At 54.9% G+C, this 24,015-nt stretch carries 16 protein-coding genes and 2 pseudogenes; 15 read left to right on the top strand and 3 right to left on the bottom strand.

The window, feature by feature from the left end; translation table 11 throughout:
- From ACM5QY_RS23385 to yjiA, 12 genes and pseudogenes are all read left to right on the top strand, one after another.
- Window positions 1-252 carry a hypothetical protein gene (locus tag ACM5QY_RS23385; protein ID WP_416123063.1) on the top strand — a complete coding sequence of 84 codons (252 nt, stop codon included), beginning with the start codon at window positions 1-3 and terminating at the stop codon, window positions 250-252.
- A 97-nt stretch (window positions 253-349) separates the two neighbouring features.
- Window positions 350-613 (top strand): annotated as a pseudogene (locus ACM5QY_RS23380) (RHS repeat-associated core domain-containing protein); the annotation flags it as partial.
- A gap of 272 nt (window positions 614-885) precedes the next feature.
- On the top strand, window positions 886-1,407 hold the full coding sequence (locus ACM5QY_RS23375) for an Imm15 family immunity protein (protein WP_416123062.1): 522 nt from the start codon (window positions 886-888) through the stop codon (window positions 1,405-1,407).
- A 356-nt stretch (window positions 1,408-1,763) separates the two neighbouring features.
- The gene (locus ACM5QY_RS23370; RefSeq protein ID WP_416123061.1) at window positions 1,764-2,492 is read left to right on the top strand and encodes a 2-phosphosulfolactate phosphatase; all 729 of its coding nucleotides are present in this window, start codon (window positions 1,764-1,766) and stop codon (window positions 2,490-2,492) included.
- Window positions 2,493-2,614: 122 nt separating this feature from the next.
- Window positions 2,615-4,060 (top strand): MFS transporter, encoded by a 1,446-nt coding sequence (locus ACM5QY_RS23365; RefSeq protein WP_416123060.1) that lies wholly within the window; start codon window positions 2,615-2,617, stop codon window positions 4,058-4,060.
- A gap of 50 nt (window positions 4,061-4,110) precedes the next feature.
- On the top strand, window positions 4,111-5,004 hold the full coding sequence (locus ACM5QY_RS23360) for a dihydrodipicolinate synthase family protein (RefSeq protein WP_416123059.1): 894 nt from the start codon (window positions 4,111-4,113) through the stop codon (window positions 5,002-5,004).
- Between the two features lie 182 nt (window positions 5,005-5,186).
- Complete coding sequence (locus ACM5QY_RS23355; RefSeq protein ID WP_416123058.1) at window positions 5,187-6,539, top strand: SrfA family protein; 1,353 nt, start codon at window positions 5,187-5,189, stop codon at window positions 6,537-6,539.
- Between the two features lie 4 nt (window positions 6,540-6,543).
- Window positions 6,544-9,531 carry a virulence factor SrfB gene (locus ACM5QY_RS23350; RefSeq protein ID WP_416123057.1) on the top strand — a complete coding sequence of 996 codons (2,988 nt, stop codon included), beginning with the start codon at window positions 6,544-6,546 and terminating at the stop codon, window positions 9,529-9,531.
- 8 nt (window positions 9,532-9,539) lie between these two features.
- A complete protein-coding gene (locus ACM5QY_RS23345) occupies window positions 9,540-11,909 on the top strand; it encodes a virulence factor SrfC family protein (protein WP_416123056.1) in 2,370 nt (789 codons plus the stop codon).
- Between the two features lie 273 nt (window positions 11,910-12,182).
- Complete coding sequence (locus tag ACM5QY_RS23340; RefSeq protein ID WP_416123055.1) at window positions 12,183-14,333, top strand: carbon starvation CstA family protein; 2,151 nt, start codon at window positions 12,183-12,185, stop codon at window positions 14,331-14,333.
- Window positions 14,334-14,412: 79 nt separating this feature from the next.
- Complete coding sequence (locus tag ACM5QY_RS23335) at window positions 14,413-14,616, top strand: YbdD/YjiX family protein (RefSeq protein ID WP_104924916.1); 204 nt, start codon at window positions 14,413-14,415, stop codon at window positions 14,614-14,616.
- 13 nt (window positions 14,617-14,629) lie between these two features.
- Window positions 14,630-15,595, top strand: a complete 966-nt coding sequence (gene yjiA, locus ACM5QY_RS23330) for a GTPase (protein WP_416123054.1) — start codon at window positions 14,630-14,632, stop codon at window positions 15,593-15,595.
- 25 nt (window positions 15,596-15,620) lie between these two features.
- On the opposite strand, the gene btsR is transcribed toward yjiA, so the two are convergent.
- Both btsR and ACM5QY_RS23320 read right to left on the bottom strand, forming a co-directional pair.
- Complete coding sequence (btsR, locus tag ACM5QY_RS23325; RefSeq protein WP_416123053.1) at window positions 15,621-16,340, bottom strand: two-component system response regulator BtsR; 720 nt, start codon at window positions 16,338-16,340, stop codon at window positions 15,621-15,623.
- Window positions 16,334-18,025, bottom strand: coding sequence for a LytS/YhcK type 5TM receptor domain-containing protein (locus ACM5QY_RS23320; protein ID WP_416123052.1), 1,692 nt, complete (start codon window positions 18,023-18,025; stop codon window positions 16,334-16,336). Before ACM5QY_RS23320 ends, btsR begins: the two co-directional genes overlap by 7 nt.
- A 237-nt stretch (window positions 18,026-18,262) precedes the next feature.
- Between ACM5QY_RS23320 and fbaB the strand changes: the two genes are divergently transcribed.
- The 3 genes from fbaB to ACM5QY_RS23305 all read left to right on the top strand — a co-directional run bounded on the left by fbaB (window position 18,263) and on the right by ACM5QY_RS23305 (window position 22,424).
- The gene (gene fbaB / locus ACM5QY_RS23315) at window positions 18,263-19,312 is read left to right on the top strand and encodes a class I fructose-bisphosphate aldolase (RefSeq protein WP_416123051.1); all 1,050 of its coding nucleotides are present in this window, start codon (window positions 18,263-18,265) and stop codon (window positions 19,310-19,312) included.
- Between the two features lie 108 nt (window positions 19,313-19,420).
- Window positions 19,421-21,106, top strand: a complete 1,686-nt coding sequence (locus ACM5QY_RS23310; protein WP_416123050.1) for an Hsp70 family protein — start codon at window positions 19,421-19,423, stop codon at window positions 21,104-21,106.
- A gap of 4 nt (window positions 21,107-21,110) precedes the next feature.
- Window positions 21,111-22,424, top strand: a complete 1,314-nt coding sequence (locus ACM5QY_RS23305) for a hypothetical protein (RefSeq protein WP_416123049.1) — start codon at window positions 21,111-21,113, stop codon at window positions 22,422-22,424.
- Between the two features lie 35 nt (window positions 22,425-22,459).
- Here the strand turns inward: ACM5QY_RS23305 and amyA are convergent.
- Window positions 22,460-23,940: pseudogene (gene amyA / locus ACM5QY_RS23300) on the bottom strand (alpha-amylase).
- Window positions 23,941-24,015: the final 75 nt, after the last annotated feature.

The raw sequence follows: 24,015 nt of genomic DNA, 5'->3' as shown, positions 1-24,015 counted from the left end.
ATGAATATAACTTTACCAGACTGGTATGATGACTTAACTGAATTTGAGTGTGAGTCTAAAGGGTGTATCTTGAATTTTAATGTCATTGTTAATGGAAGACGCTTTTTATTTAATTTTTATAATCTTGCTAGGTTTACACAAGACGCGATGGAAGAGATAGCGGGAAGTGGTTATTTTAAAGATGCAGATGCTGTTATTATTCCTGAGGTGACAAGGGCGAATGTAATAAGCTATCTGAACACGTTAATCTAATGATAATAAACAATAGAGAATAAGTATTCGGTTGTTTATTATTTATTCTCTAAGTATTCATCCCCTGGAGCGCCCCTTTAGTGGCGCTATGTATAGCGAAGGAAAGGAATGCTGGCGAGGCGAGCCTGACTGCTGGGGCAAAGTCAAAGGCGAAACACACCCACGAGAAATCACAACCGGCGGCCCGCAAAACCTGAGGATGCAGGGTCAATATCTCGACAGAGAAACGGGGTTACATTACAATTTATACCGTTATTACGACCCCGATAACGGACGATTTACCCAACAAGATCCGATTGGTTTGCTGGGTGGGTTGAATTTATACCAGTATGCCCCAAATGCCTTGGGGTGGGTGGATCCTTGAGGGCTTGCAAAAGGACCGTGTGGCGGTACCCCAAAAGATGCCCAAAAGAAGGTTGATAAAGGGCAAGGTCCAAAAGATATTAAACGCATAGATGAACCTGAATTAGTAAGCGTACCAGGTAGTCAATGGCATGCTCATCAAACTAAACCCGAAAAAGGTAGGCATCCAGCGCTGAATCAGGATGGTACAACGCATGATGGAACTCCATCATTTTCAAAGAAAACATGGAAATGGTTAAAAGATCATGGTTGGAATGTGGATGAATGGCTATGAATAAAATATTAGATGTGAAAATAAAAAAACTCATTCTAAAAGAAGGGTTTGATAATGATGATTTGTTTTATGCGGAATATGAAACTTTCGAGGAAATTCCCCTTTTCTCTCGCTGGAAGAATATAAATTTCCTAAAAAACACCTCCATTGACGAAAATAATAAGCTATTAATATCTAATGCAATTTCATTGGCGGAACATGCCGATGAGGTTGCGTGTAACAAGCTTGGTCTTGATTACCTGGACTATTTTTGTTGTGTAACATTAACCAAATGGGATTCAGTTGATGAGATAAAATGTATCACGCCAAATATATATATAACCAGGCGAAGAAAGTGGCTTTTTTCACATGTTACATTAAGAAAATCCTCAACAAAAGAAGAGCTGATCACGACAGGATATATTAAAGAGCTTGGGCTAAAAAATTATAAGGTTTGTATCTCAGGCTTGCTCGATGGTAATGTTAATAGGGTGTACATAGTTAATGATAAATTTAATTGTATCATTCGAGATAAATAGTTTATTTAAGGTGTAAATTAGTAACTGCTTGTTGTCGGTTTTTGGCTCACTCGGGAAGCTCAGTGAGCTTAGATATACTGTAATTATCCCGAGTGCTCAGTTGCTATAGACCAGCTGTAGGAAATCTATAGCGAAGATAGTCGCTTGCCAGAAGGTATGGCACGGGCATCGGCAGCAAAATTTATTATTTCCACAATCAGGTCAACGACCATCGTGAGGAAATAACTCACCAGGAGGAAATAAATATGGGCGCGGCGACCCTGACATTTCTATAACCGCTGCTTCAGATCTTTCTTATCAACCCTGTTCGGAATAACCTTTACCTCTTGCGTTAAATTTACCTTACAGGCCGCCCCATGAATGATTTCTCACAAACCCATTATGACATCCGGCTGGAATGGGGGGTTCAGGCTGTCGAGCAACTGGCGGCTGAGGTTGATTGCATCGTGATTATTGACGTGATCTCGTTTTCGACCTGCGTAAGTGTTGCTGCGGAGCGCGGTGGTTTTATTTTCCCGTATCCGTGGAAAGATGCCCGTGCTCAGGATTATGCCGCAGAGAAAAATGCGCAGTGCGCGCAGTTTGACCGCCGTTTTGACGGGCCGGGATTCACGCTTTCGCCCTGCTCTTTGCGGGCAATGCTTGCGGGTACCCGGCTGGTACTGCCTTCGCCGAATGGTTCTGCGCTGACGTTCAGCGCGAAAAAATCAGAGGCGGATATCTTCACGGCCTGTTTCCGTAATCTGTCGGCAACGGCACGCGCCTGCGAAAAGTATTCCCGTATTCTGGTGGTTCCTGCCGGAGAAAAGTGGCCTGATAACAGCCTTCGCCCGGCGATTGAAGATCTGGCGGCAGCGGGAGGTCTGATTTCACGCCTGAAACACCGGCATTTATCCGTGGAAGCGCGTGCTGCCTGCGCCGTCTATGAGACGATGGACCGGCAGGAACTGCGGCATTGCGGTTCTGCGCTTGAACTTCAGCGGCGTGGATTTGCCGCCGATGTCGAACTGTGCTTACAGGAGGACCTCTCCGGTGCCGCCTGCAAACTCTCTGACGACGCTTTTGTTGCCGTACTTCCTGTATAAAACCGCTCTTATTGATCCTTCGCAGATCTATAACCGGCGCAAAGGTGTGTGATAGGTTTAATACTTATCATCTATCTTTCGCTGCGTATTGCAGCGCCTTCGTGGTGTCCGGGACAGAATAAATGAGCCAGAGTAAATCGGATGCGTCAGAACATCCGCAGGGCGATTCCACGGTTAACTCGGGAATTTCCGTTATTGCTTTATTGGTTGCAGCCGCTTTCTTCATGGAGTTTATCGACGGGACGGTGATTGCCACCGCGCTGCCACAAATGGCGCTGTCGTTTGGCGTTTCGGCGGTGGATCTGAACGCGGGGATGAGCGCGTATATGCTGACGCTGGCGGTGCTGATCCCGGCCAGTGGCTGGGCGGCGGAGCGTTTCGGGGCGCGCAATGTGTTCACGTTTGCGCTGGGCGTTTTCACGCTGGCTTCCCTGTTTTGTGCGCTGGCGACCAACGTCAGTGAATTTATCATTCTGCGTATTATTCAGGGGATTGGCGGCGCGCTGATGGTGCCGGTCGGGCGTCTGACGGTACTGAAAACCACCCCGAAACCACAGCTGATTAAAGCCATTGCCACCCTCACCTGGCCTGCACTGGTAGCACCTATTCTCGGGCCACCGCTCGGCGGTTTTATCACCCACTACGCTTCATGGCACTGGATTTTTTACATCAACGTTCCGCTGGGGATTATCGCGATGATGTTCGCCTGGCGTCTCTTCCCGCAGGAAAAACCTGACCAGCCGAAGCACTTCGATAAACCGGGCTTTCTGATGACCGGGCTGGCGATGCTCTCGCTGGTGACCGGTCTGGAGCTGATCAGTCAGGACCACATTTTATGGGGCACCGCCATTGCGCTGCTGGTGGCGGGCGTCGTGCTGTCGCTTCTGGCGTTGCGGCATTTGCAACGAGATCCCGCGCCGATGGTGCATCTGGGCTCACTGGCGATCCCGACGTTTCGCATCAGCATGGGTGGCGGGTCGCTGTTTCGCGTGACAATCAGCGCCGTGCCTTTCCTGCTGCCGCTGATGTTACAGGTGGGGTTCGGGATGGATCCCTTCCATGCCGGGCTGCTGGTTCTGGCGGTTTTTGCCGGGAATCTGGCGATGAAACCGGCGACTACGCCGCTGATCCGCCGGTTCGGGTTCAGGCCGGTACTGGTGGTCAACGGATTACTCAGCGTTTTCTCGCTGCTGTTTTGTGCGTTCCTGACGCCGGGAACCCCCGACTGGCTGGTGATGTTGCTGCTGTTTCTCGGTGGCCTCAGCCGTTCGATGCAGTTTACCGGCATCAGCACGCTGGCGTTTTCTGATGTTCCGGCCAGGCAAATGGCCGATGCTAATACCCTGTTCAGCACGGTTTTACAGCTTTCCGTCGGGCTGGGCATTACCGTCGGCGCGCTCGGTACGCGGCTCGGCGAACAGCTGATTGCCGCAATGCACTGGGATCCCCTTCCCGGCCTGAGCTTTAAAGTCGCGTTCGTGGTGATTGCCATCCTGACACTCATTGGCTGGCTGGATATACTGCGATTGAAACCCGACGCCGGTGTCTCGGTGTCCGGCAAAAAGTGAATGATGACGCTATGATTAACCAGGCTATTTAACTTCTTTCGGAGAGACCGATGTTCACAGGATTAAGCGCTTTTCCTCTTACGCCGCTCACGGAAAACGGCATCGACGAGAAATCCTTTGTCAGACTGATTGACCGGCTGGTCAGCGCAGGCGTGGATTCCATTGGTGCGCTGGGGTCGACGGGCAGTTACGCCTATCTGACCCGCGAAGAGCGCGCCCGCGTTGCCCGTCTGGCGGTTGAAAATGCGGGTGATGTGCCGGTGATGGTCAGTATCGGTTCTGTGCGGACGTCGGATGTGTTGCGTCTTGCCGAAGATGCTCAGCAGGCGGGCGTGAAATCGGTATTGCTGGCACCGGTGTCGTACCAGAAACTTACCGAAGATGAAGTGTTTACGCTGTATGAAACGGTGTCCCGGAACCTGTCGGTGCCGTTGTGCGTTTACGATAATCCGAATACGACACACTTTGAGTTTTCCGATGAACTCTATGTGCGCGTGGCGCAACTGCCGCACGTTGCCAGCATCAAAATCCCTAACCTGTCGCCGGATCCGGTCGCCACCCGCAAGCGTCTGGATGCACTGCGCGCTTTATTGCCTGCACATATCAAACTGGGTGCCGCCGGGGATCTGGCGGCGGCGACGGTGCTGACACAAGGTGGTGATGTCTGGTATTCGGTGATTGCCGGTCTGTTCCCGGAGATCCCGGTTGCCATTGCCCGCGCGGCGAAAAGCGGCGATGTGGCGCAAGCGCAGGCCTTATCGGCGCAGCTTGAGCCATTATGGGCGTTATTCAGAAAGCACGGCAGCGTTCGTGTTGTCGCTGCCGCCGCAGAATTACTGGGCATTGTTTCCGCGCCCTGCCTGCCGTTACCGCTTCAGTCTCTGGGCGGCGATGGGCGTCAGCGTCTGGCGGGCGTTCTCGAACAACTGGGTTTACAAGCCTGATTTTGATGGCGGGCGTTTGTCCCGCCGTTATTTCCCTTCTTTATTCCCACGCCATAAACAGCCACCCTTTTTGATGCTTATTCCCCCGTTTGATTTCGCTTAAATCCCCTAAAATGTCAGCATCATGAACCTTTTCTGCCTGTTTTCTTTCGCAGCGCAAAACCAATAAAGGCTTTTCAGGCGTGGCAAAATCATTTTTACGCAGTGGCAGTCTCAACGACATCCTTGCGCTGGGCGAAAACGGACAACCGGTTTACGCATCAGCCCTGCAATTACGGGAAACCTTACGTCTGCGTAAACAACCTGCAATTGCCGATTGTCTGGCTATTGGGCAACTCAATGAAGCCGGTGACCGGCTCGACTGGTATTCCCCGCGCGAAGGCAAAGTGGTGTCGTGGGCGGCGGCAACTGATTCGGCCCGCGCCTCCGCGCTGCGCCAGCTCGAAAACTGCCTGGATGCCGTGGCACAAATCAGCAAGGCGGCGAAAGCGTCTGAAAAATCCGCGAATCAGTTTTTCGGCTCCCTGCTGGAAAAGGCGTTTCGCTTTCCGGATCAGAACCACGTTTATCTGGTCGGTGGTCAGCCGGTGCTGACGTTCTGGGGCTTTGTCAGTCTGGAAAATACCCATAACGCCGACCCGTTTGCGGCTTTGCGTAATACGCTGAAAGCGGAAGAACCCTTGCCGGTGCTCTCGCTCGCCGCCGAAAAACCGCGTGTGCAGGAACCGGTCGTCGAACTGCCTCCGCCACCGCGCGTGATCAAAACCATTGAAGCCCGCGCCGCTGAACAGGAGAACGCCACGCCTGAACCGGTCGCCGCGCCGCGCCGTAAAAAATCGCCGCTGATCTGGGCCTTACCGGTCGCGGCGCTGGTCTTCGCCGGTTCTGCTGCCGCCTGGTTGTATTCGCGTGCGCCTGAACCGAAAGCGGAAACCGCTAAAACCGACGCGCCAAAACCGGCGGCTGAACCGGTCGCTATCGCGCCTCCTCCGGTCGCAACGGAAGTGAAAGCCCCGGAACCAGAGGTCGCAAAACCGGCTCCTGCTGCCCTGCCGGTTGCGCCGTCGGCTGTGGTTGTTCCTGCGCCTGAACCGGTGGCAGAAGCCGAGAAAAACCCGGTCGTTGCCGAACCTGCACCGGTTCCGGTCAGCAAGAATGCGCTGGTGCTGCCACCGGACGCGGTAAAAATTGGTTCCACTAAATTCCTCAACGGCAACTGGACGGCCATCGTCGACATTAAAGATCCGGTAACCGGCAAACCGCCGGTGCTGCGCTATCAGATTAAACAAGGTCAGGGAACGGTGAAAATCACCTACGGCGCAGGCGTGGCCTGTCATGCGGCAATGAGCGCGGGCCTGATGCAGTCCGGCAAGCTGGTGATCAACAGCCGCTATAAAGCGAAATGCAGCGACAGTTCCCGTTATCAGATGCCGGAAATCAGCTGTACTCAGGGCGCGACGGGCGCTGCGGTGTGTCAGGGGCGTTACAACGGTGACACGGTTTACCCAATTACCATGAAGCGCGAAGGTAAATAACAGCATGCTGGCAACCATTACAGATTTTAAACAGACCATTTTTAAGCAGGCCGTGACCCTGATTCAGGACAGCGGCATTCAGTTTCTCGACTTCGCGCTCAAGCCGGTGTGGGATGACGCGCTGCCGGCCAAATTTGTGCGCAAAAGCGCTAACGGCCCGCTTCTGCGCCTGGATTTTAACCCGCAAAATGGCCGCCATTTCTTACCCGGCGTGGACGGCGGCGCGCCGGAAGTGGTGCGTCCTGAATTCAGTTTTCCGCTGGAACAGTCGCTCAAACTGTTCGATCAGATCTGGCTGCCGTTGCCATTCCTGCGTTTTAATCCGCCGCGCACCTTTATGGCGGGCCCGGATAACTGGGCGCGCGTGCAAATCCGCGCACTGGATACGCCGGAAGCCGACGGCAGTACGCACCGCGTGGTGGTGGCGTTCGACACCCGCGTGACCGAAGGCGATGAAGAACAGGCGCAGCTGGCACCGACGGCGGACGATGTGAAAAACGGCATTAACTTTGCGCTGGCGTGGCACAACGAAGAACTGCCTGAGTTCCTTGACCATACCTGGGTGGACGGCTGGTTGCGTGAAGTGTTTACCGAGCAGTCCGCACTGCGCGAAGAGCGTGAAGCACGCAATATCAAAGTGGCGCTGCGTGAGTTTGAATATCAGGCGCATTATCTGAATTTGCTGGAAATGCTCGGCAGCCAGATGAGTATTCCTGAGCTGAAGATCAACGGCGCGACGCTACAGGAGCCGCCGATCAACGTGGATCTTATCCTCGACGTCGGTAACTCGCATACCTGCGGCATTCTGGTGGAAGACCATGTTGGCGAAACCGACGGCCTGAAACAGACCAGCGAACTGCAACTGCGTGACCTCTCACAACCGCATTTTCTCTATAACGAGCTGTTCGAAAGCCGTGTGGAATTTGCCCATGCGCGTTTTGGTAAACCTAACTTTTCCGTTGAAAGCGGTCGCGATGACGCGTTTACCTGGCCGTCGATTCTGCGTGCAGGGCGTGAAGCCAGCCGTCTGGCGTTGCTGCGCGAAGGCACGGAAGGATCGACCGGGATTTCCAGCCCGCGCCGTTATTTGTGGGATGAAGACAGTTACACGCCGGGCTGGCGTTTCAGCCAGGGCGGCCACGGCGCGGTGCAGGAGCCGGTTGCCGCAGCAATGCCACTGACGTTCCTGATCAACGACGAAGGTCAGCCGCTGTCCGAACTGGCGCCGGAAGATCGCCTGCCGGTATTTTCTGCCCACTACAGCCGCAGCTCGGTGATGACGCTGATGCTGTCCGAACTGCTGGCGCAGGCGATGATGCAAATCAACAGCCCGGCACAGCGTATTCGTATGCTGCGCTCATCCGCGCCCCGCCAGATCCGCAATATTATTCTGACGCTGCCGTCGGCGATGCCGAAACCTGAGCGTGAAATTTTCCGCCGCAGAATGCAGGAAGCGATTGGTCTGGTGTGGAAATCGATGGGCTGGCATCCGTCGGATGACGGTTTCAAAAACCAGCCGGATAAAGCCAAAAACCGTATGCCGGTGCCCGATGTGCAGATGGAATGGGACGAAGCGACCTGCGGCCAGATGGTGTATCTGTACAACGAAACGCAGGTGAATTTCGGCGGACACACTGGTGAATTCTTTGCCAGCATGGCGCGCCCGGACAGGGAACTGGCCGACGATGAACCGGTGGGCAAAACCCTGCGCATCGCGTCGATTGATATTGGCGGCGGCACCACCGATCTGGCAATTACCCAATACTGGCTGGACGACGGCATGGGGAATAACGTCAAAATCACCCCGCGCCTGCTGTTCCGCGAAGGGTTTAAAGTCGCGGGCGACGATATTTTGCTCGACGTCATTCAGCTTTATATTTTGCCTGCGCTGCACGCCGCATTGAAAAAAGCCGGGCTGGCGAATCCGGACAGCCTGATGACGCGCCTGTTTGGCAGCGAAGGCCGCATGGACGGTCACGCAACGCTGCGCCAGCAAAGTACGCTGCAAATTTTCATCCCGCTGGCCCACGCCGTGCTGGAAACCTACGAACGTTTTGATCCGCTGGACACCCACGCCGAAATCGATGCGCCGTTTGGCGAACTGCTGGGGCAACATCCGACACAAAAAGTGCTGGATTATCTGCACAGCGAAATTCAGCGCGTGCTGCCTGCCGGTTCCGCCGCTTTTGATATTTTGCAGGCTCCGCTGGTGCTCAAACTCAGCAAACTGCACAACGAATTTTTATCTAACCGCATGAGCATTACACAGAATCTGCGTTCGCTGTGCGAAGTGGTTTCGCTGCACGATTGTGATGTGCTGTTGCTGACCGGCCGCCCTTCGCGCTTTCCCGGCATTCAGGCGCTGTTCCGCCATCTTCAGCCGTTGCCGATTAACCGCATGCTGTCGCTGGACGGGTATCACACCAGCGGCTGGTATCCGTTTAATAAACAGGGGCGCATTGATAACCCGAAATCGACGGCGGCCGTGGGCGCGATGCTGTGCCTGCTGGCGCTGGACTTACGGCTGCCGGGCTTCTATTTCAAAGCCGGTGATTTCCAGCCGTATTCCACGGTGCGTTATCTGGGTATGCTCGACGGCAATCAGGTTCTGACCGACGACAATGTTTGCTACAGCGATATCGATCTGGATGCGCATGATTACAAACTCGACAGCGCCGCCAGTTTCCGTATCCGTGGCGCGATTTGTCTCGGTTTCCGTCAGCTGGAAAATGACCGCTGGCCCGCGTCGCCGCTGTATACCTTGTCGATTGCTGAGCCTGAACTGGCGCGTAAAGTGGCGGGCGACAGTGTCCTGCGCGTGAAACTGGCGGTTAAAAAAGGCGAAGATCACCCGACACCGGAATTTTTCGACATCGCCAGCGCGGTGCTGGATAACGGCACCAAAGTGCCGTCTCATCACCTGCGGCTCAGGCTGAACACACTGGGCGAAAGCCATTACTGGATCGACAGTGGGAGCGTATTCGTCTCATGACAATAAGTATGACAGTTTCAACGCCGGCACCGGCGCTGACCACTAACGCGTTGCAGCGCCAGTTTGAAGCCGCCGCCGCGACATTGGGCGACGCACTGGAATGGGTGGATTCCACCCGTGAGCAGGCTCCGCGTCTGGATCTGGAAGCCGACCGTTTGCGTCTGCAACTCAAACGTTGCCGCGACAAAGCGCAGCGTCTGGCGCTGGCGTGCGAACTGCCGCCTGCGCTGGGTTTTTACGGGCATTCGCAGGCCGGGAAATCCTATCTGATTTGCTCTCTGGCGGCCGGCAACTATGGCCGTCTCGAGACCCGTCTCGGCGGCGTGACGCTTGATTATCTGACGCAGATTAATCCGGGGAACCGCGCCGCCCGTCTGGCGACACGATTTACCCGTCAGGTGGATGTGAGAGACCGCGCTTTTCCGGTACGCATGTTGCTGCTCAGCGAAGCTGATCTGGCGCGCATTGTGATCCGCGCGTTTGAGCCTGACGCCAGCTATCACGTTCCCGATACGCAGCAGATCACCGAGCATCTGAACAAGCTGATGATGCACCGCCAGCCGGAGCCGGTAGAGGGCTTTACCAGCGAGCAGATGATGGGATTATGGGATTCCATGATCCGCCTCGACGCCCGCCGTTTCCGCCATCTGAATGCGCATTACTGGCCGGTGGCCGTAAAGCTTGCGCCGTATCTGAACGTTGATGACCGTGCGCGCCTGTTTTCTCTGTTGTGGGGCAATACGCCCGCATTAACCGCCGCTTATCGACATTACGCGCATACGCTGCAACATCTCGGCAATGCACAAAGCCTGCTGGCACCGCTCAGCATTCTGGTGGATGACGCAATGCAGCCAGCGGACGGGATTTTCAGCCCGTCGCCGACCTGGGATATTCAGGTGCCGGTGTGCCCGCAGTTTGGCGAAGAAACCGGCGCGCAAGTGACGTTGTCACTGGCTGAGCTGGCGCTGCTGGCGTCCGAAGTGCAAATCCCACTGCTGACGGCACCCCGCGAAGTGCTGTTTGAACAGACTGACCTGCTGGATTTACCGGCGCAGAGCGCGCTGACGCAGGACGGCACGGACGACGAAAAAGACGCCCTGTTCCGCGCCAAAATGGCCTATCTGCCCGAACGTTATACCGATCGTCACGAAATGAACATGCTGATGGTGTGTACCGCCGCAGACACGCGTGAAGAGGTGGTTGCCGTGGGCCGCACGCTGGAATACTGGGTGAGAGAAATGCAGGGTGAGAATCCGCAGGTACGCGGCCGCCGCAAGCCGGGGCTGGTCTGGGTGCTGACGCCGTTCGACCGCCGTATGACCGAATCGGTGCATTTCGATGAAGCCGTGCAGCGTCATGTGGGCAATCCGGGTGACGCCTGGGGAGCGTTGCTGGCGATGGACGAACGCGGCCTGCAACGTATGGCTGATTATCTGGTGGCAGAAATTCGCCCGGAAATCCGGCTGAATCGTCTGCAAGAACTGCGTGATGAACTTTACCGCGAGCTGGCGGATAACCTGCTGGGACGCTGGTTCCAGAAAGGCGAAGTGGCCGATCCGGCGAAAAAACAGCACACCGTTCAGACCGTGATTAAAGCCTTGCAGACGCGCACCGGCGTCCACGGCGAATTGCTGGAAAAACTGCTGCCCGGCCGCGAAGAGTTGCACCGCATTTATCACGAGATTTCCGGGCAGGACGCCGGGAGCGGCCCGCAGGATCAGACGGCGGCAGAAAGTTTTGGTATCGGCATCGATATCGATTTGTTTGCCGAGCAACAGGATGTGCAGCCCTGGCAGGAAAAACAGGATGATGGCGCGGCGTTTGCGCGTCAGGTGCAGCGATACTGGATTAACCATCTGCGCGGCCTGCCGGAAAACGAACCGCTGATCGCCCTGCTTGGCGTGGCGAAACCGACGGTAGAACTGCTGATGGAAGAGCTGATCACTGCCAGTTTCCGGCTGAACATGGGCGAGGCGTTGATGCGTTCGCTGGGCGGAACCTTGCCTGCCGGTACACGCGAGCATGAACATCACGCCGACCGTCAGGTTTCCCGTGCGCTGACGGTGCTCGGTGATTTCGTCGCGTGGCTCGGCTATGAAAAACTCAGCGAAGCCGAGCGCCCGGAAAGCCGTATCAACAAGGGCAATAAGATTTTCGCCAAGCCGCCGAAAAACGTCGCCAGCTGGAAATCGTCCCGCAGGCTGACCAAGCTCTCCGCGACGCCAACCAATTCGACCGCGTTTTACATTTACGACTGGCTGGTCGGATTGCAGGAAAGCATCATGCGTAACGCCGGTTATGCTGCGGGCGGTGAAATTCCTGCGCCGCAACGCGAACAGTTAGAACATTTGCTCGGTAAATTAACCGTTCCGGCCTGAAAATAACCCGTCACAGGGGCAAAACGCCTCTGTGACGCGGGTTTGCAGTGAGATCTAAATCACAGAATTCAGTGGGTTAGCGCGACATCAAAACCGCTTACCGCCTCCAGTAACCGCTTATCTCCCCATACAACCGCTTAACCACTCTTTCCCCCGTTTTGCGGTGAAATTCGCCATCCTGTGTCTGGCAAAAAATATGCCCTTTTCTTTTAAAAAGCGCCTCACAAAATCTGTGAGGGGCATTCGTTGGCTATTCTGACAACCAGGTTTCATATGAATACAAAATCAATATTCAAGCATATACCCTGGATGATTCTGGGAATCATCGGTGCTTTCTGTCTGGCAGTGGTTGCCTTACGGAGAGGTGAACACATCAGTGCGCTGTGGATTGTGGTGGCATCGGTTTCGGTCTATCTGGTGGCCTACCGTTATTACAGCCTCTACATCGCGCAAAAAGTGATGAAGCTGGACCCGACGCGTTCAACGCCTGCGGTACTCAATAACGACGGGCTGAACTACGTGCCGACGCACCGCAACGTGTTGTTCGGTCACCACTTTGCGGCCATTGCCGGCGCAGGGCCGCTGGTCGGGCCGGTGCTGGCGGCGCAAATGGGCTATCTGCCCGGCGTGCTGTGGCTGCTGGCGGGCGTGGTGCTGGCCGGGGCGGTACAGGACTTCATGGTTCTGTTTATCTCTTCGCGCCGTAACGGGGCCTCGCTCGGTGAGATGATCAAAGAAGAAATGGGGCCGGTACCGGGCACCATCGCCCTGTTTGGCTGTTTCCTGATCATGATTATTATTCTGGCGGTGCTGGCCTTAATCGTGGTGAAAGCACTGGCGGAAAGCCCGTGGGGCGTGTTTACCGTCTGTTCGACGGTGCCAATCGCGCTGTTTATGGGCATTTACATGCGCTTTATCCGGCCAGGACAGGTGGGTGAAATCTCGGTGATTGGCGTGATTTTGCTGATCGCGTCCATCTGGTTTGGTGGCGTGATTGCAGCAGACCCGTATTGGGGACCGGCGCTGACCTTTAAAGACACCACCATCACCTTTACCCTGATTGGCTATGCGTTTGTCTCCGCGCTGTTGCCGGTCTGGCTGATTCTGGCACCGCGCGACTATCTGGCGACGTTCCTGAAAATCGGCGTGATCGTCGGGCTGGCGATAGGTATTGTGATCCTGAATCCGGAACTGAAAATGCCTGCGATTACGCAGTACATTGACGGCACCGGTCCGCTGTGGAAAGGCGCGCTGTTCCCGTTCCTGTTTATCACCATTGCCTGTGGCGCGGTGTCCGGTTTCCATGCGCTGATTGCTTCCGGCACCACGCCGAAACTGCTGGCCTGCGAAACGGATGCGCGGTTTATCGGTTATGGCGCGATGCTGATGGAATCTTTCGTGGCCGTCATGGCGCTGGTTGCGGCTTCCATCATCGAACCAGGTCTGTACTTTGCGATGAACACCCCGCCAGCCGGTCTGGGCATTGTGATGCCAAACCTGCATGAGCTGGGCGGCGATAATGCGCCGATGATTCTGGCACAGCTGAAAGATGTGACGGCGCACGCGGCGGCTACGGTGAGTTCCTGGGGCTTTGTGATCACCCCGGAACAAATTCTGCAAACCGCGAAAGACATCGGCGAACCTTCCGTGCTGAACCGCGCGGGTGGCGCACCGACGCTGGCGGTGGGTATCGCGCATGTCTTCAACAAGATTGTGCCGTTTGCTGATATGGGCTTCTGGTATCACTTCGGGATCTTGTTTGAAGCGCTGTTCATCCTGACCGCGCTGGACGCCGGTACGCGTTCCGGGCGCTTTATGTTGCAGGATTTACTCGGCAACTTTATTCCGTTCCTGAAGAAAACCGATTCGCTGGTGGCCGGGATTGTCGGGACTGCCGGTTGCGTGGGCCTGTGGGGATATCTGCTGTATCAGGGCGTGGTTGATCCGCTGGGTGGCGTGAAAAGTCTGTGGCCGCTGTTCGGGATCTCCAACCAGATGCTGGCCGCCGTCGCGCTGGTGCTGGCAACCGTGGTGCTGATCAAAATGAAACGCACCCAATATATCTGGGTCACCGTGCTGCCTGCGGTCTGGCTGCTGATTTGCACCACCTGGGCGCTGGGCCTGAAACTGTTCAGCACCAATCCGCAGATGGAAGGCTTCTTCTTCATGGCCAGCCAGTATAAAGCCCGTATCGCCGCTGGCGGCGCGGATCTGACGGAACAGCAAATCAGCAATATGCACCATATTGTGATTAACAACTACACCAACGCCGGGCTGAGTATTCTGTTCCTGATTGTGGTGTACAGTATTATTTTCTACGGCTTCAAGGCGTGGTTGCAGGCACGTAAAACCGACCAGCGCACTGACAAAGAAACGCCTTATGTGCCGGTGCCGGAGGAAGGCATCAAACTCTCCAGCCACTGATGATGTGGTGTGACAGCCCCGCACGCGCGGGGCTGTCCTGCATAAAGCATGGCGGCCAGTACCTTTAAAGGAGCGGCTTGTGTTCGATAATTTAGGCGCGGCAAAGAAGTACCTCGGTCAGGCGGCGCGCATGCTGGTGGGGATCCCGGATTACGATACCTACGTTTTGCATATGCAGACTAATCATCCCGATAAACCGATGATGACTTACAAAGAATTTTTCCGCGAACGCCAGCAGGCCCGCTACGGCGGCGACGGCAAAGGCGGGATGCGCTGTTGTTAACAGGAATAACGTTATGACACCCATTGCGGTCACGGTTTTAACCGGTTTTCTCGGCGCAGGCAAAACCACCCTGCTGCGCCAGATGCTGCATCAGCAGCACGATTACAAAATTGCGGTCATTGAAAATGAGTTTGGCGAAGTGGCGATCGACAGCCAGCTGATCGGCGATCGCGCCACGCGCATTACGACGCTGACCAACGGCTGCATCTGTTGCAGCCGTTCCAGCGAACTGGAAGACGCATTGCTGGATTTGCTCGACGGTCTGGATAAAGGCGACGTGCAGTTCGACCGGCTGGTGATTGAATGCACCGGCATGGCGGATCCGGGGCCGATTTTGCAGGCGTTTTTCGCCCATGAAATTATCTGCGAACGCTATCTGCTCGACGGGGTGATCACGCTGGTGGACGCGGTTCATGCACAGCAACAGCTCGATCAGTTCCCGCTGGCGCAGTCACAAATTGGTTATGCCGACCGGATTTTACTCACCAAAACTGATGTGGCCGGTGAGAGCGGCGAGCTGATTGCGCGTTTGCAGCGCATCAACGCCCGCGCGCCGGTGTATCCGGTGGTGAACGGCGATATCGATCTGACGCTGTTGTTCGACACGCGCGGTTTTATGCTGGAGGAAAACGTGGTGGTGTCAAAGCCGGTTTTCCGCCGCATTGTGGCGCAGCAGGAAAAAACGATTTCATCCATCGTGGTGGAGCTGGATTATCCGGTGGCGTTGCAGGCGGTGTCCGGCGTGATGGAAGGCCTGCTTGCCGGTTTTGCAGACAGCCTTCTGCGCTACAAAGGTATGTTGTGGATTGAAGAGCAGCCTTGCCGCCTGCTGTTTCAGGGCGTTCAGCGGTTGTACAGCGCCGACTGGGATCGCCCGTGGGAACCGGAAGAAACACCGGTCAGCCAGCTGGTGTTTATCGGCGTGGCGTTACCGGAAGCCGAAATCCGTCAGGCATTTGACGGGCTGCGGCCAGCCTGAACCGCCGGGCCAGCTGTCTTGCCACTTACAGCCCGACGGCTTCTTTCAGGGATTTCAGATAGCGGCGGCTGACCGGCACGGTCTGGCCGTCGCGCAATAACAGCTCCGCCTGATTGTTATCTTCCAGGCGGATCTCTTTCAGATAATCCATATTCACCAGATATTGCCGGTGACAACGTAACAACGGTGTGCGGCTTTCCAGCGTGCGCAGCGTCAGTTCGGTAAAGCCTTCCTTACCGTCCTGACTGGTGACATAAACGCCGCTCATCCGGCTGCTGACGAACGCCACCTCTTCCATCTGCAACAGCCAGATCCGGCTGTGTCCGCTGCACGGAATGAATTTCAGCGACTGCTGAGATTCCGGCAACTGCGAGATTTGCTGTACCTGACGTTCCTGCCGCAGCCGTGCCAGTGTTTTCTGTAAACGCGGCGGCTCGATGGGTTTCAGCAGGTAATCAAACGCGCATTCTTCAAACGCCTGCACCGCATATTCATCAAACGCGGTAAGAAAAACAATGTGCGGACGGTGCCGGTGATCGAGCATTCCGGCCATTTCCAACCCGCTGATACGCGGCATCTGAATGTCCAGAAACAGCACGTCCGGACGCAGTTTATGCACCGCGCCGATGGCTTCAATGGCGTTGGCACATTCGCCGATAATCTCGATGTCGCTTTCGTTCTCAAGCAGGAGCCGCAGGTTCTCGCGTGCCAGCGGTTCATCATCAACAATCATCACTCTTAACATGCGGGTTCCTCGATCGGCAGGCGCAACGTGACGCGGGTGAAAAGATCCGGTTCGCAGCTGACGGCGATCCCGTAGTCATCGCCGAAACGGGCGCGCAGGCGTCTGTCCACCAGGCTCATGCCCAGTCCGTTACTTTCGGTTAGCGGCTGCTGATACAAACCGGCGTTGTCCTCGACCTCAACGATGACGTTTTGCCCGTCCCGGCGGGCGCGGATGGTAATCACGCCGTTGCCGAGCAACTGAGACGTACCGTGTTTAATGGCGTTTTCCACAATCGGTTGCAGGGTAAAAGCAGGCAGGTTTTGCGCTGAGAGATGATCCGGTACCTGTAATTCGACACTCAGCTGAGACGGAAAACGCGCCAGTTCGATTTGCAGATAGGCATTCACATGCTCGATTTCATTGGCCAGCGTGACGATTTCCGACGGGCGTTTGAGGTTTTTGCGAAAGAAGGTCGAAAGATATTGCACCAGTTGCCCGGCTTTATCGCTGTCGTTGCGGATCACCGCCATCAGCGTGTTGAGCGCGTTAAACAGGAAATGCGGATTCACCTGCGCGTGCAGCAGTTTGATTTCTGACTGCGCGAGCAGCGCCTTTTGTTGCTCGTATTTGCCCGCCAGAATTTGCGCCGACAGCAGTTGCGCAATCCCTTCGCCCAGCGTGCGGTTGATCGAACTGAACAGCCGGTTGCGCGCTTCGTATAATTTGATGGTGCCGATGACGCGCTGATTTTCGCCCCGCAACGGGATCACCAGCGTGGAACCCAGTTTGCAGTTCGGGTGTAACGAACAGCGATACGGCAGTTCGTTACCGTCGGCGTAAACCACTTCGTCATTCTCTATCGCCCGCCAGGTATAGGCGGAAGATATCGGTTTGCCGGGCAAATGGTGGTCATCGCCCACGCCGGTGAACGCCAGCAGTTTCTCGCAATCGGTAATGGCGACGGCGCTGATATCCAGTTCCTGATGCAGAACCTGCGCCACTTTCATGCTGTTTTCTTCGTTAAAGCCCTGCCGCAATATCCCTTCTGTCGATGCCGCGACCCTCAGTGCGGTGGCGGAAAACGCCGACGTGTATTTTTCAAACATCGCACGCTTATCCAGCAGGATGCGCATAAACATCGCCGCGCCCAGCGTGTTGGTCACCATCATCGGCGCGGCAATGTTGCTGACCAGATGCAGCGCGTCATGGAACGGCCGGGCAATCAGCAGGATAATCAGCATCTGCACCGCTTCTGCCACAAACGTAATTGCGCCAGCGGTCAGCGGATTAAACAGTTTATCGGTGCGCCCGCGGCGGATCAGAATACTGTGCAGCAAACCGCCGAGCAGTCCTTCGGTAATGGTGGACACCATGCAACTGAGTGCGGTCATGCCGCCCATCGAATAACGATGCAAACCGCCGGTCAGCCCGACTAACCCGCCGACCACCGGGCCACCCAACAGGCCGCCCATCACCGCGCCAATCGCACGCGTGTTGGCAATGGAGTCTTCGATGTGCAGGCCGAAATAGGTGCCCATAATGCAGAACACGGAGAACGTGATGTAACACAAGAGTTTGTGCGGCAGACGAACAGTGACCTGCATCAGCGGGATAAAAAGGCGGGTTTTACTCATCAGCCAGGCGATAACTAAGAACACACACATCTGTTGTAAAAGCAGTAAAACTAAATTGAACTCGTACATGCCTGACATCCGCAATCGGTGAAGCGCACACGATAGCGTGTTCAGCGAAACGTTTCTTTGGCACATGCCAGAAAAACGAAATCCATTTATTACTTTTTTGTATGTGGGGCTTGCGTCAGCCCTCAGCATCTAATGTGCAAGTTGGCCGGAATCAAAACGTTAGTCTACTTTGTCTACTGTATGGCAGGTTCATTCATCGCTCTGAACCCCTGTTCAGAGCCCGAGACGGAGTTCGTTATGACTGATATCTCTAAGGTTTTAGGTAAAGAAGCCGATTCCCTGTTGCAACATCGTTGTTCCACCATTACTGCTGAGCAGCTTAATCTTCCGGGGGCTGATTTTGTCGATCGCGTAATGATTGATAATAACCGCTCGCCGCGCGTGCTGACTGCGATGCAAAATTTGTATAACACCGGCCGTCTGTCGGGAACCGGTTATCTGTCGATTCTGCCTGTCGATCAGGGCGTCGAGCATTCCGCTGGCGCATCATTTGCGGCCAACCCGCTCTATTTTGACCCGAAGAATATTGTCGAACTGGCACTGGAAGCCGGTTGTAACTGTGTGGCCTCGACTTACGGCGGGCTGGCTTCCGTGTCCCGCCGCTATGCCCACAAAATCCCGTTCCTGGTCAAACTGAACCACAATGAAACGCTCAGTTATCCGACCCAGTACGATCAGACGCTGTACGCCAGCGTGGATCAGGCGTTTGATCTGGGCGCGCAGGCCGTCGGCGCAACCATTTATTTCGGTTCGGAACAATCCCGTCGTCAGATTGAGGAGATCTCCGCCGCGTTCGAACGGGCGCATGAGCTGGGCATGGTCACGGTGTTGTGGGCGTATCTGCGCAATCCGGCATTTGTGAAAAACGGCGTGGATTATCACTCCAGCGCGGATTTGACCGGTCAGGCTAACCACCTTGCGGCCACCATTGGCGCGGATATCGTGAAGCAAAAGATGGCCGAAAATAACGGCGGCTACAACGCCGTGAAGTTTGGTTATACCGACGCACGCGTCTATTCCAAACTCACTACCGATCACCCTATCGATCTGGTGCGTTATCAGCTGGCGAACTGCTACATGGGGCGTGCCGGTTTGATTAACTCCGGCGGTGCGGCAGGCGAAAACGATATTCAGGAATCAGTGCGCACGGCGGTTATTAACAAACGCGCGGGCGGCATGGGGCTGATTCTGGGGCGCAAAGCCTTCAAGAAATCCATGAAAGACGGCGTGGCGCTGATCAATGCGGTGCAGGATGTGTATCTGGATAAGAAAGTGACCATCGCTTAACCCGGACTACAAAATCCCTTAAGTATTCAGTAAATTTGGCCGATAGAGACTTTTCGTCGTCAGACACTTCTTTCGGCCATTCTCAGTTTATTTTCGGGAGCAATACGGATGTTGATAGGGATAGATTTAGGCACGTCAAACAGTGCTGTTTCCATCTGGCAGGACGGTCAGGCCGTTCTGATACCGAACGCCTACGGGCACAATCTCACGCCCTCGGTTATCGGGCTCGATGATAACGGGCACATTCTGGTTGGCGCACCTGCTCACGCCCGCCTGTTTACTCACCCCGGTTTAACCCTCTCCAGTTTTAAACGCTTCATGGGCACCGACCATGATTTCCGGCTCGGGCAACAGTCTTTCCGCGCAGAAGAGCTTTCCGCCCTGCTGTTACGCAGCCTGAAAGCTGACGTCGAGCAGCATTGCGGTTGTAAAGTCGAACGCGCCATCATTACCGTCCCCGCGTATTTCAATGACATTCAGCGTAAAGCCGTGAAAACCGCCGGTGAGCTGGCGGGTTTGCACGTTGAGCGCTTGCTGAACGAACCGACCGCCGCATCGCTGGCTTACGGACTGGCGAATCAGCAGGAGCAAAAATTCCTGGTGTTCGATCTGGGTGGCGGCACTTTTGATGTCTCGATCATCGATATGTTCGAAGGCGTCATTGAAGTGCGCGCCAGCAGCGGCGATGTGTTTCTCGGCGGCGATGATTTTACCCGCAGTCTGGTCAGCTGGATGCTGGCGCAATTTCCGCGACTCGATCAGGAAGACACCGGTTTACACGGGCGGCTCGTCACATTAGCGGAGCGGGCCAAACGCCAGCTGACCGCGCAGGAGAGCACGGTTGTCAGTTATCAGCATGAAGGCGAAACGTTAAGCTGGACGATCACGACGGAAATTCTGGCGCAATGCTGCGAAAGCGCGCTGGAACGGATGAAAAAACCGGTGATTCAGGCACTGCGAGATGCGAAGTTTTCCGCCGATCAGGTGGATCATATTGTGCTGGTGGGCGGCGCGACGCGGATGCCACTGGTACGTCAGGCGGTGGCGCGTTTGTTTGGCCGTTTCCCGCGCTGTGATCTTCAGCCCGATGAAGCCGTCGCATTAGGTGCCGGGATTCAGGCCGGTCTGGCGATGCAGGATCAGGCACTCGACGATATCGTGCTGACTGACGTGATGCCCTTCACGCTCGGTATTGAGATTGCGCGCCGTAAAGGCGAGGGCTATGAAACGGGGCATTTTATGCCGCTGATCGAACGCAATAGTTTTGTGCCGGTGAGCCGCGTGGAATCCGTCCGTACGATCACCGACCAGCAAAAAATGCTTGAATTTTCGATTTATCAGGGTGAAGGCCGCCGCGTTTCCGACAATATTCTGCTCGGTTCCTTATCGCTGGATGTGCCGCCACGCCCTGCCGGTGAAATCACCGCCGACGTGCGTTTTACCTATACGCTGGACGGCATTCTTGAAGTGGAATGCAAAATCGATCATAGCGGTAAGATGCAAAAACTGGTGATCGAAAAATCCCCCGGTTCGCTTACGCCGGAGCAAATCTCCGCCAGCCTGTTGCGGCTGGAAAACATCAAACAGCATCCGCGCGAACAACTGGTTAACCGCCAGCTGGTCGCCGAAGCCAATGCGTTTTACGAACAAAGTCTCGGTGAACAGCGCCAATATATCGCCGATCATCTTTACCGTTTCGAAAGCGTGCTGGACACGCAGGATGCCCGGAAAATCGCTGAAGCCCGCAAGGAAATCGAGGGACTGGTCGCATATCTTCGCAAGGAATGGGAGTAAACGGATGAGCATCTGGTCAGTCTTAGACATCGAACCCACCGACGATCTGAGCGTTATCAAGCGCGCTTACGCCCGTAAACTGAAAACAACGCGGCCAGATCAGGATCCGGAAGGCTATCAGCGGCTGAGAGAGGCGTTCGAGCAGGCGAAAGGTTACGTGGATCGTCCCTCAAGGAGTGACGTTGTCACGGAAATTCTGAATGAATCCCCCTCTTTCACTTTACGGATGCCGGTTCACATTGAGCCGTTAAAAGAGCTCACGGCGGATATCGATGATGCGCTGGAGCAGGAAATAGAGGCGTTAAGGTCGGTGACTGTCATCATCGATGCCATGATGGAAGATGAAACTGAAGGCATAAACCTGCTCAAATCCGTGCTATCCGGTGAGCTTTTGCAGAATCTGCGCCTGCGGGAATTATTCAGCCAGGAACTGGCTGCGCATCTGAGTGAGCGCGAAGGATTATATTCGGCGCTGCTTATCCGCGTTTCAGAGATCATGGGCTGGGATATTGACCATTATCAGCCGGGTGGTATACCCGCGCATCGTCTGGCCGCGCTTTATCGTCAGATTGAAAATACGGGCGCGAAGTATTACCTGGCTCAGTTGCAAAATAAATATCAGAAATCCGCACTGGATCGGCAGCGGTTGAGGTTGCTTACCGTCGAAGGCGCCACGCTTGCGTGGTGGGCAAGGTGGATGCCTGATTTTCTGAAGCCGCTGTATGATGAACTCGGTTATATCAGGATGAATTTCCCTTCACTGTTGCCGAAAATAAACTCTCAGCTGGTGAAAGCGCTCGATGAATCACGAACAGCGATGAGCTGGGGTTCGGTGTTTCTGACGGGTTTCTGGCTTTTACTGACATTGCTTGCGACCCGCGAAGACCCGGACAAGTGGCGTGACCGGATCATGTTGATCGCGATTATCGGCGTTTATACGCAGGGCTACAGTTTTCTGGAAAGAGTTCTGCGTTACCGGCCCTGGTGGCTGAAGGTTGCGGAAGGCGGACTTTCGCTGCTCGCCCTTCTGATTTTAGTGAAAATGCTGTTGGGCTTTTTCGACGCTTTCAAACCAGAATCTGGCCATCTTCAAATGTTGCTAACCAATTACGGCGTGATGAGCGTTGTCGGTTTCTGTGTGCTCTGGATGATGGCTCCGAAGGCCTGGAAATGGTACCAGGTTCCGCTTAACGCCATGATTATTCTGGTGGTATTCCCGTGGCAGCTTATGAAAAAATCAGAAGGGATTGTGGGCATTGTGTCATTTGTTTTGTCGCTGGCGATGTATGCCTTTTTGATTGCTTTGGGGATCCGCTGAAAAATAACAGGCTGGCATTCCACCAGCCTGTTTTTTCACTCCGCCAGAACCCAGACGCTGACACTCCCGGCTTCGCAGAAGAACTGCGCCGCGCCGTTTTCATCGGTTTCGATGATGTCTTTGCGGTGTTCCAGTAAATCGCGCCATTTTTTATGTGCAAAACCGTCGCCGAGTTCGATGGTTTTCTCGCCTTCTTCACCGTTTGACATCACCACCACGCAGCCCGGATGTTCTTCGGTGCCGCTGCGGCTGAAGGCGATGCAGTTAGGATGATCCAGATAATCGGTCTGCACACCCCAAGCGTAAGTCTGACGGGCTTTGATCAGGGTTTCCAGTTGCGGGATCGCTGGCAGTTCGATGGTGTGAGTATTGCCATCACCGCCTTCGTCCTGGTAACTTGCCCCGAACAAATCCGGATAAAACACAATCGGCACGCCCTGTTCGCGCAGCAGAATTAATGCGTAAGCCAGCGGCTTGAACCACGGCTCGACCGGCGCTTCGAGCGACTGTAACGGCTGCGTGTCGTGGTTAGCGACCAGCGTGACCGCATGTGAGGCGTCGGCGGCCACCAGCGTGTTGTCAAAAAGTGTGGTCAGATCGTAATCCGCGCCCTGCTTCGACGCGTGGTGGAAGTTCAGTTGCAACGGCGCATCGAACAGCATGGTTTTGCCTTCCACCTGATGGATGTAATTTTGCAGCGTGGGGACATCGAATGACCAGTATTCCGCCACCAGATACATTGGTTGTTCGGATTCAGCCTGAATATGGTCAATCCATTCTTTATAGAACCACGCCGGAATATGCTTCACCGCGTCCAGCCGGAATCCCGTGCAGCCGGTTTGTTCCATGATCCAGCGGCCCCAGTATTTGAGCTCTTCGCTGACCGCATTATTGCGGAAATCGACGTTGGCACCCATCAGGTAATCGTAATTGCCAAATTCTTCGTCGACCTGGTCGTTCCATCCGCCCGCCGTGTAGTCATTAACAATTTTGAAGATGCCGTTTTCATCAGGGTTCTCGATATGATCGACGCCGCTGAAGCAGTGATAATCCCAGATGAATTTTGAGTACTGCCCGTTTCTGGCGGCAAAGATGAAACGCGTCCAGGCATCGGCTTCAATGATGTCGTCGCTGATATCCTCACGGTCGTCCATATTGACGCGGTTAACCTGCACGCGCTCTTTTTCGTCTGCGCCCATTTTATGGTTGAGCACCACATCGAGAATGACGCCGAGCTGATGCTGTTTCAGCGCAGCGATGGCGGCCAGCAACCCTTCTTTGTCGCCGTACTTGGTGGCGCGTGAGCCTTTTTGGTCAAACTCGCCCAAATCAAATAAATCGTAGGTGTCATAACCGACCGAATATCCGCCGGAGTCGCCTTTATATGCCGGGGGAGCCAGGCGGCAGTGATGCCGATTTCGGCCAGCCACGCGGCTTTCTCTGCGACCTCAGGCCACAATTTGCCACCCTCCGGGTAATACCAGTGGAAGAACTGAAACAACGTAGGATTCTGCATACAGGAGATTTCCATTCAGATGACCGGGAAGTGAAGTATGGAGCAGGAATAAAGAACTGTAAGGCAAAGGGCGAA

This window comes from Rahnella sp. PCH160, assembly GCF_047784855.1.
GTDB lineage: Bacteria > Pseudomonadota > Gammaproteobacteria > Enterobacterales > Enterobacteriaceae > Rahnella.
The sequence above is the reverse complement of the archived record's forward strand: the minus strand, read 5'-3'. Positions and strand labels throughout refer to the sequence as shown.

What these genes read in the sequence shown, in the direction of transcription:
- ACM5QY_RS23385 (WP_416123063.1), top strand. Translation starts at nt 1, where the DNA reads ATGAATATAACTTTACCAGACTGGTATGATGACTTAACTGAATTTGAG.
- ACM5QY_RS23375 (WP_416123062.1), top strand. Translation starts at nt 886, where the DNA reads ATGAATAAAATATTAGATGTGAAAATAAAAAAACTCATTCTAAAAGAA.
- ACM5QY_RS23370 (WP_416123061.1), top strand. Translation starts at nt 1,764, where the DNA reads ATGAATGATTTCTCACAAACCCATTATGACATCCGGCTGGAATGGGGG.
- ACM5QY_RS23365 (WP_416123060.1), top strand. Translation starts at nt 2,615, where the DNA reads ATGAGCCAGAGTAAATCGGATGCGTCAGAACATCCGCAGGGCGATTCC.
- ACM5QY_RS23360 (WP_416123059.1), top strand. Translation starts at nt 4,111, where the DNA reads ATGTTCACAGGATTAAGCGCTTTTCCTCTTACGCCGCTCACGGAAAAC.
- ACM5QY_RS23350 (WP_416123057.1), top strand. Translation starts at nt 6,544, where the DNA reads ATGCTGGCAACCATTACAGATTTTAAACAGACCATTTTTAAGCAGGCC.
- ACM5QY_RS23345 (WP_416123056.1), top strand. Translation starts at nt 9,540, where the DNA reads ATGACAGTTTCAACGCCGGCACCGGCGCTGACCACTAACGCGTTGCAG.
- ACM5QY_RS23340 (WP_416123055.1), top strand. Translation starts at nt 12,183, where the DNA reads ATGAATACAAAATCAATATTCAAGCATATACCCTGGATGATTCTGGGA.
- yjiA (WP_416123054.1), top strand. Translation starts at nt 14,630, where the DNA reads ATGACACCCATTGCGGTCACGGTTTTAACCGGTTTTCTCGGCGCAGGC.
- btsR (WP_416123053.1), bottom strand. Translation starts at nt 16,340, where the DNA reads ATGTTAAGAGTGATGATTGTTGATGATGAACCGCTGGCACGCGAGAAC.
- ACM5QY_RS23320 (WP_416123052.1), bottom strand. Translation starts at nt 18,025, where the DNA reads ATGTACGAGTTCAATTTAGTTTTACTGCTTTTACAACAGATGTGTGTG.
- fbaB (WP_416123051.1), top strand. Translation starts at nt 18,263, where the DNA reads ATGACTGATATCTCTAAGGTTTTAGGTAAAGAAGCCGATTCCCTGTTG.
- ACM5QY_RS23310 (WP_416123050.1), top strand. Translation starts at nt 19,421, where the DNA reads ATGTTGATAGGGATAGATTTAGGCACGTCAAACAGTGCTGTTTCCATC.
- ACM5QY_RS23305 (WP_416123049.1), top strand. Translation starts at nt 21,111, where the DNA reads ATGAGCATCTGGTCAGTCTTAGACATCGAACCCACCGACGATCTGAGC.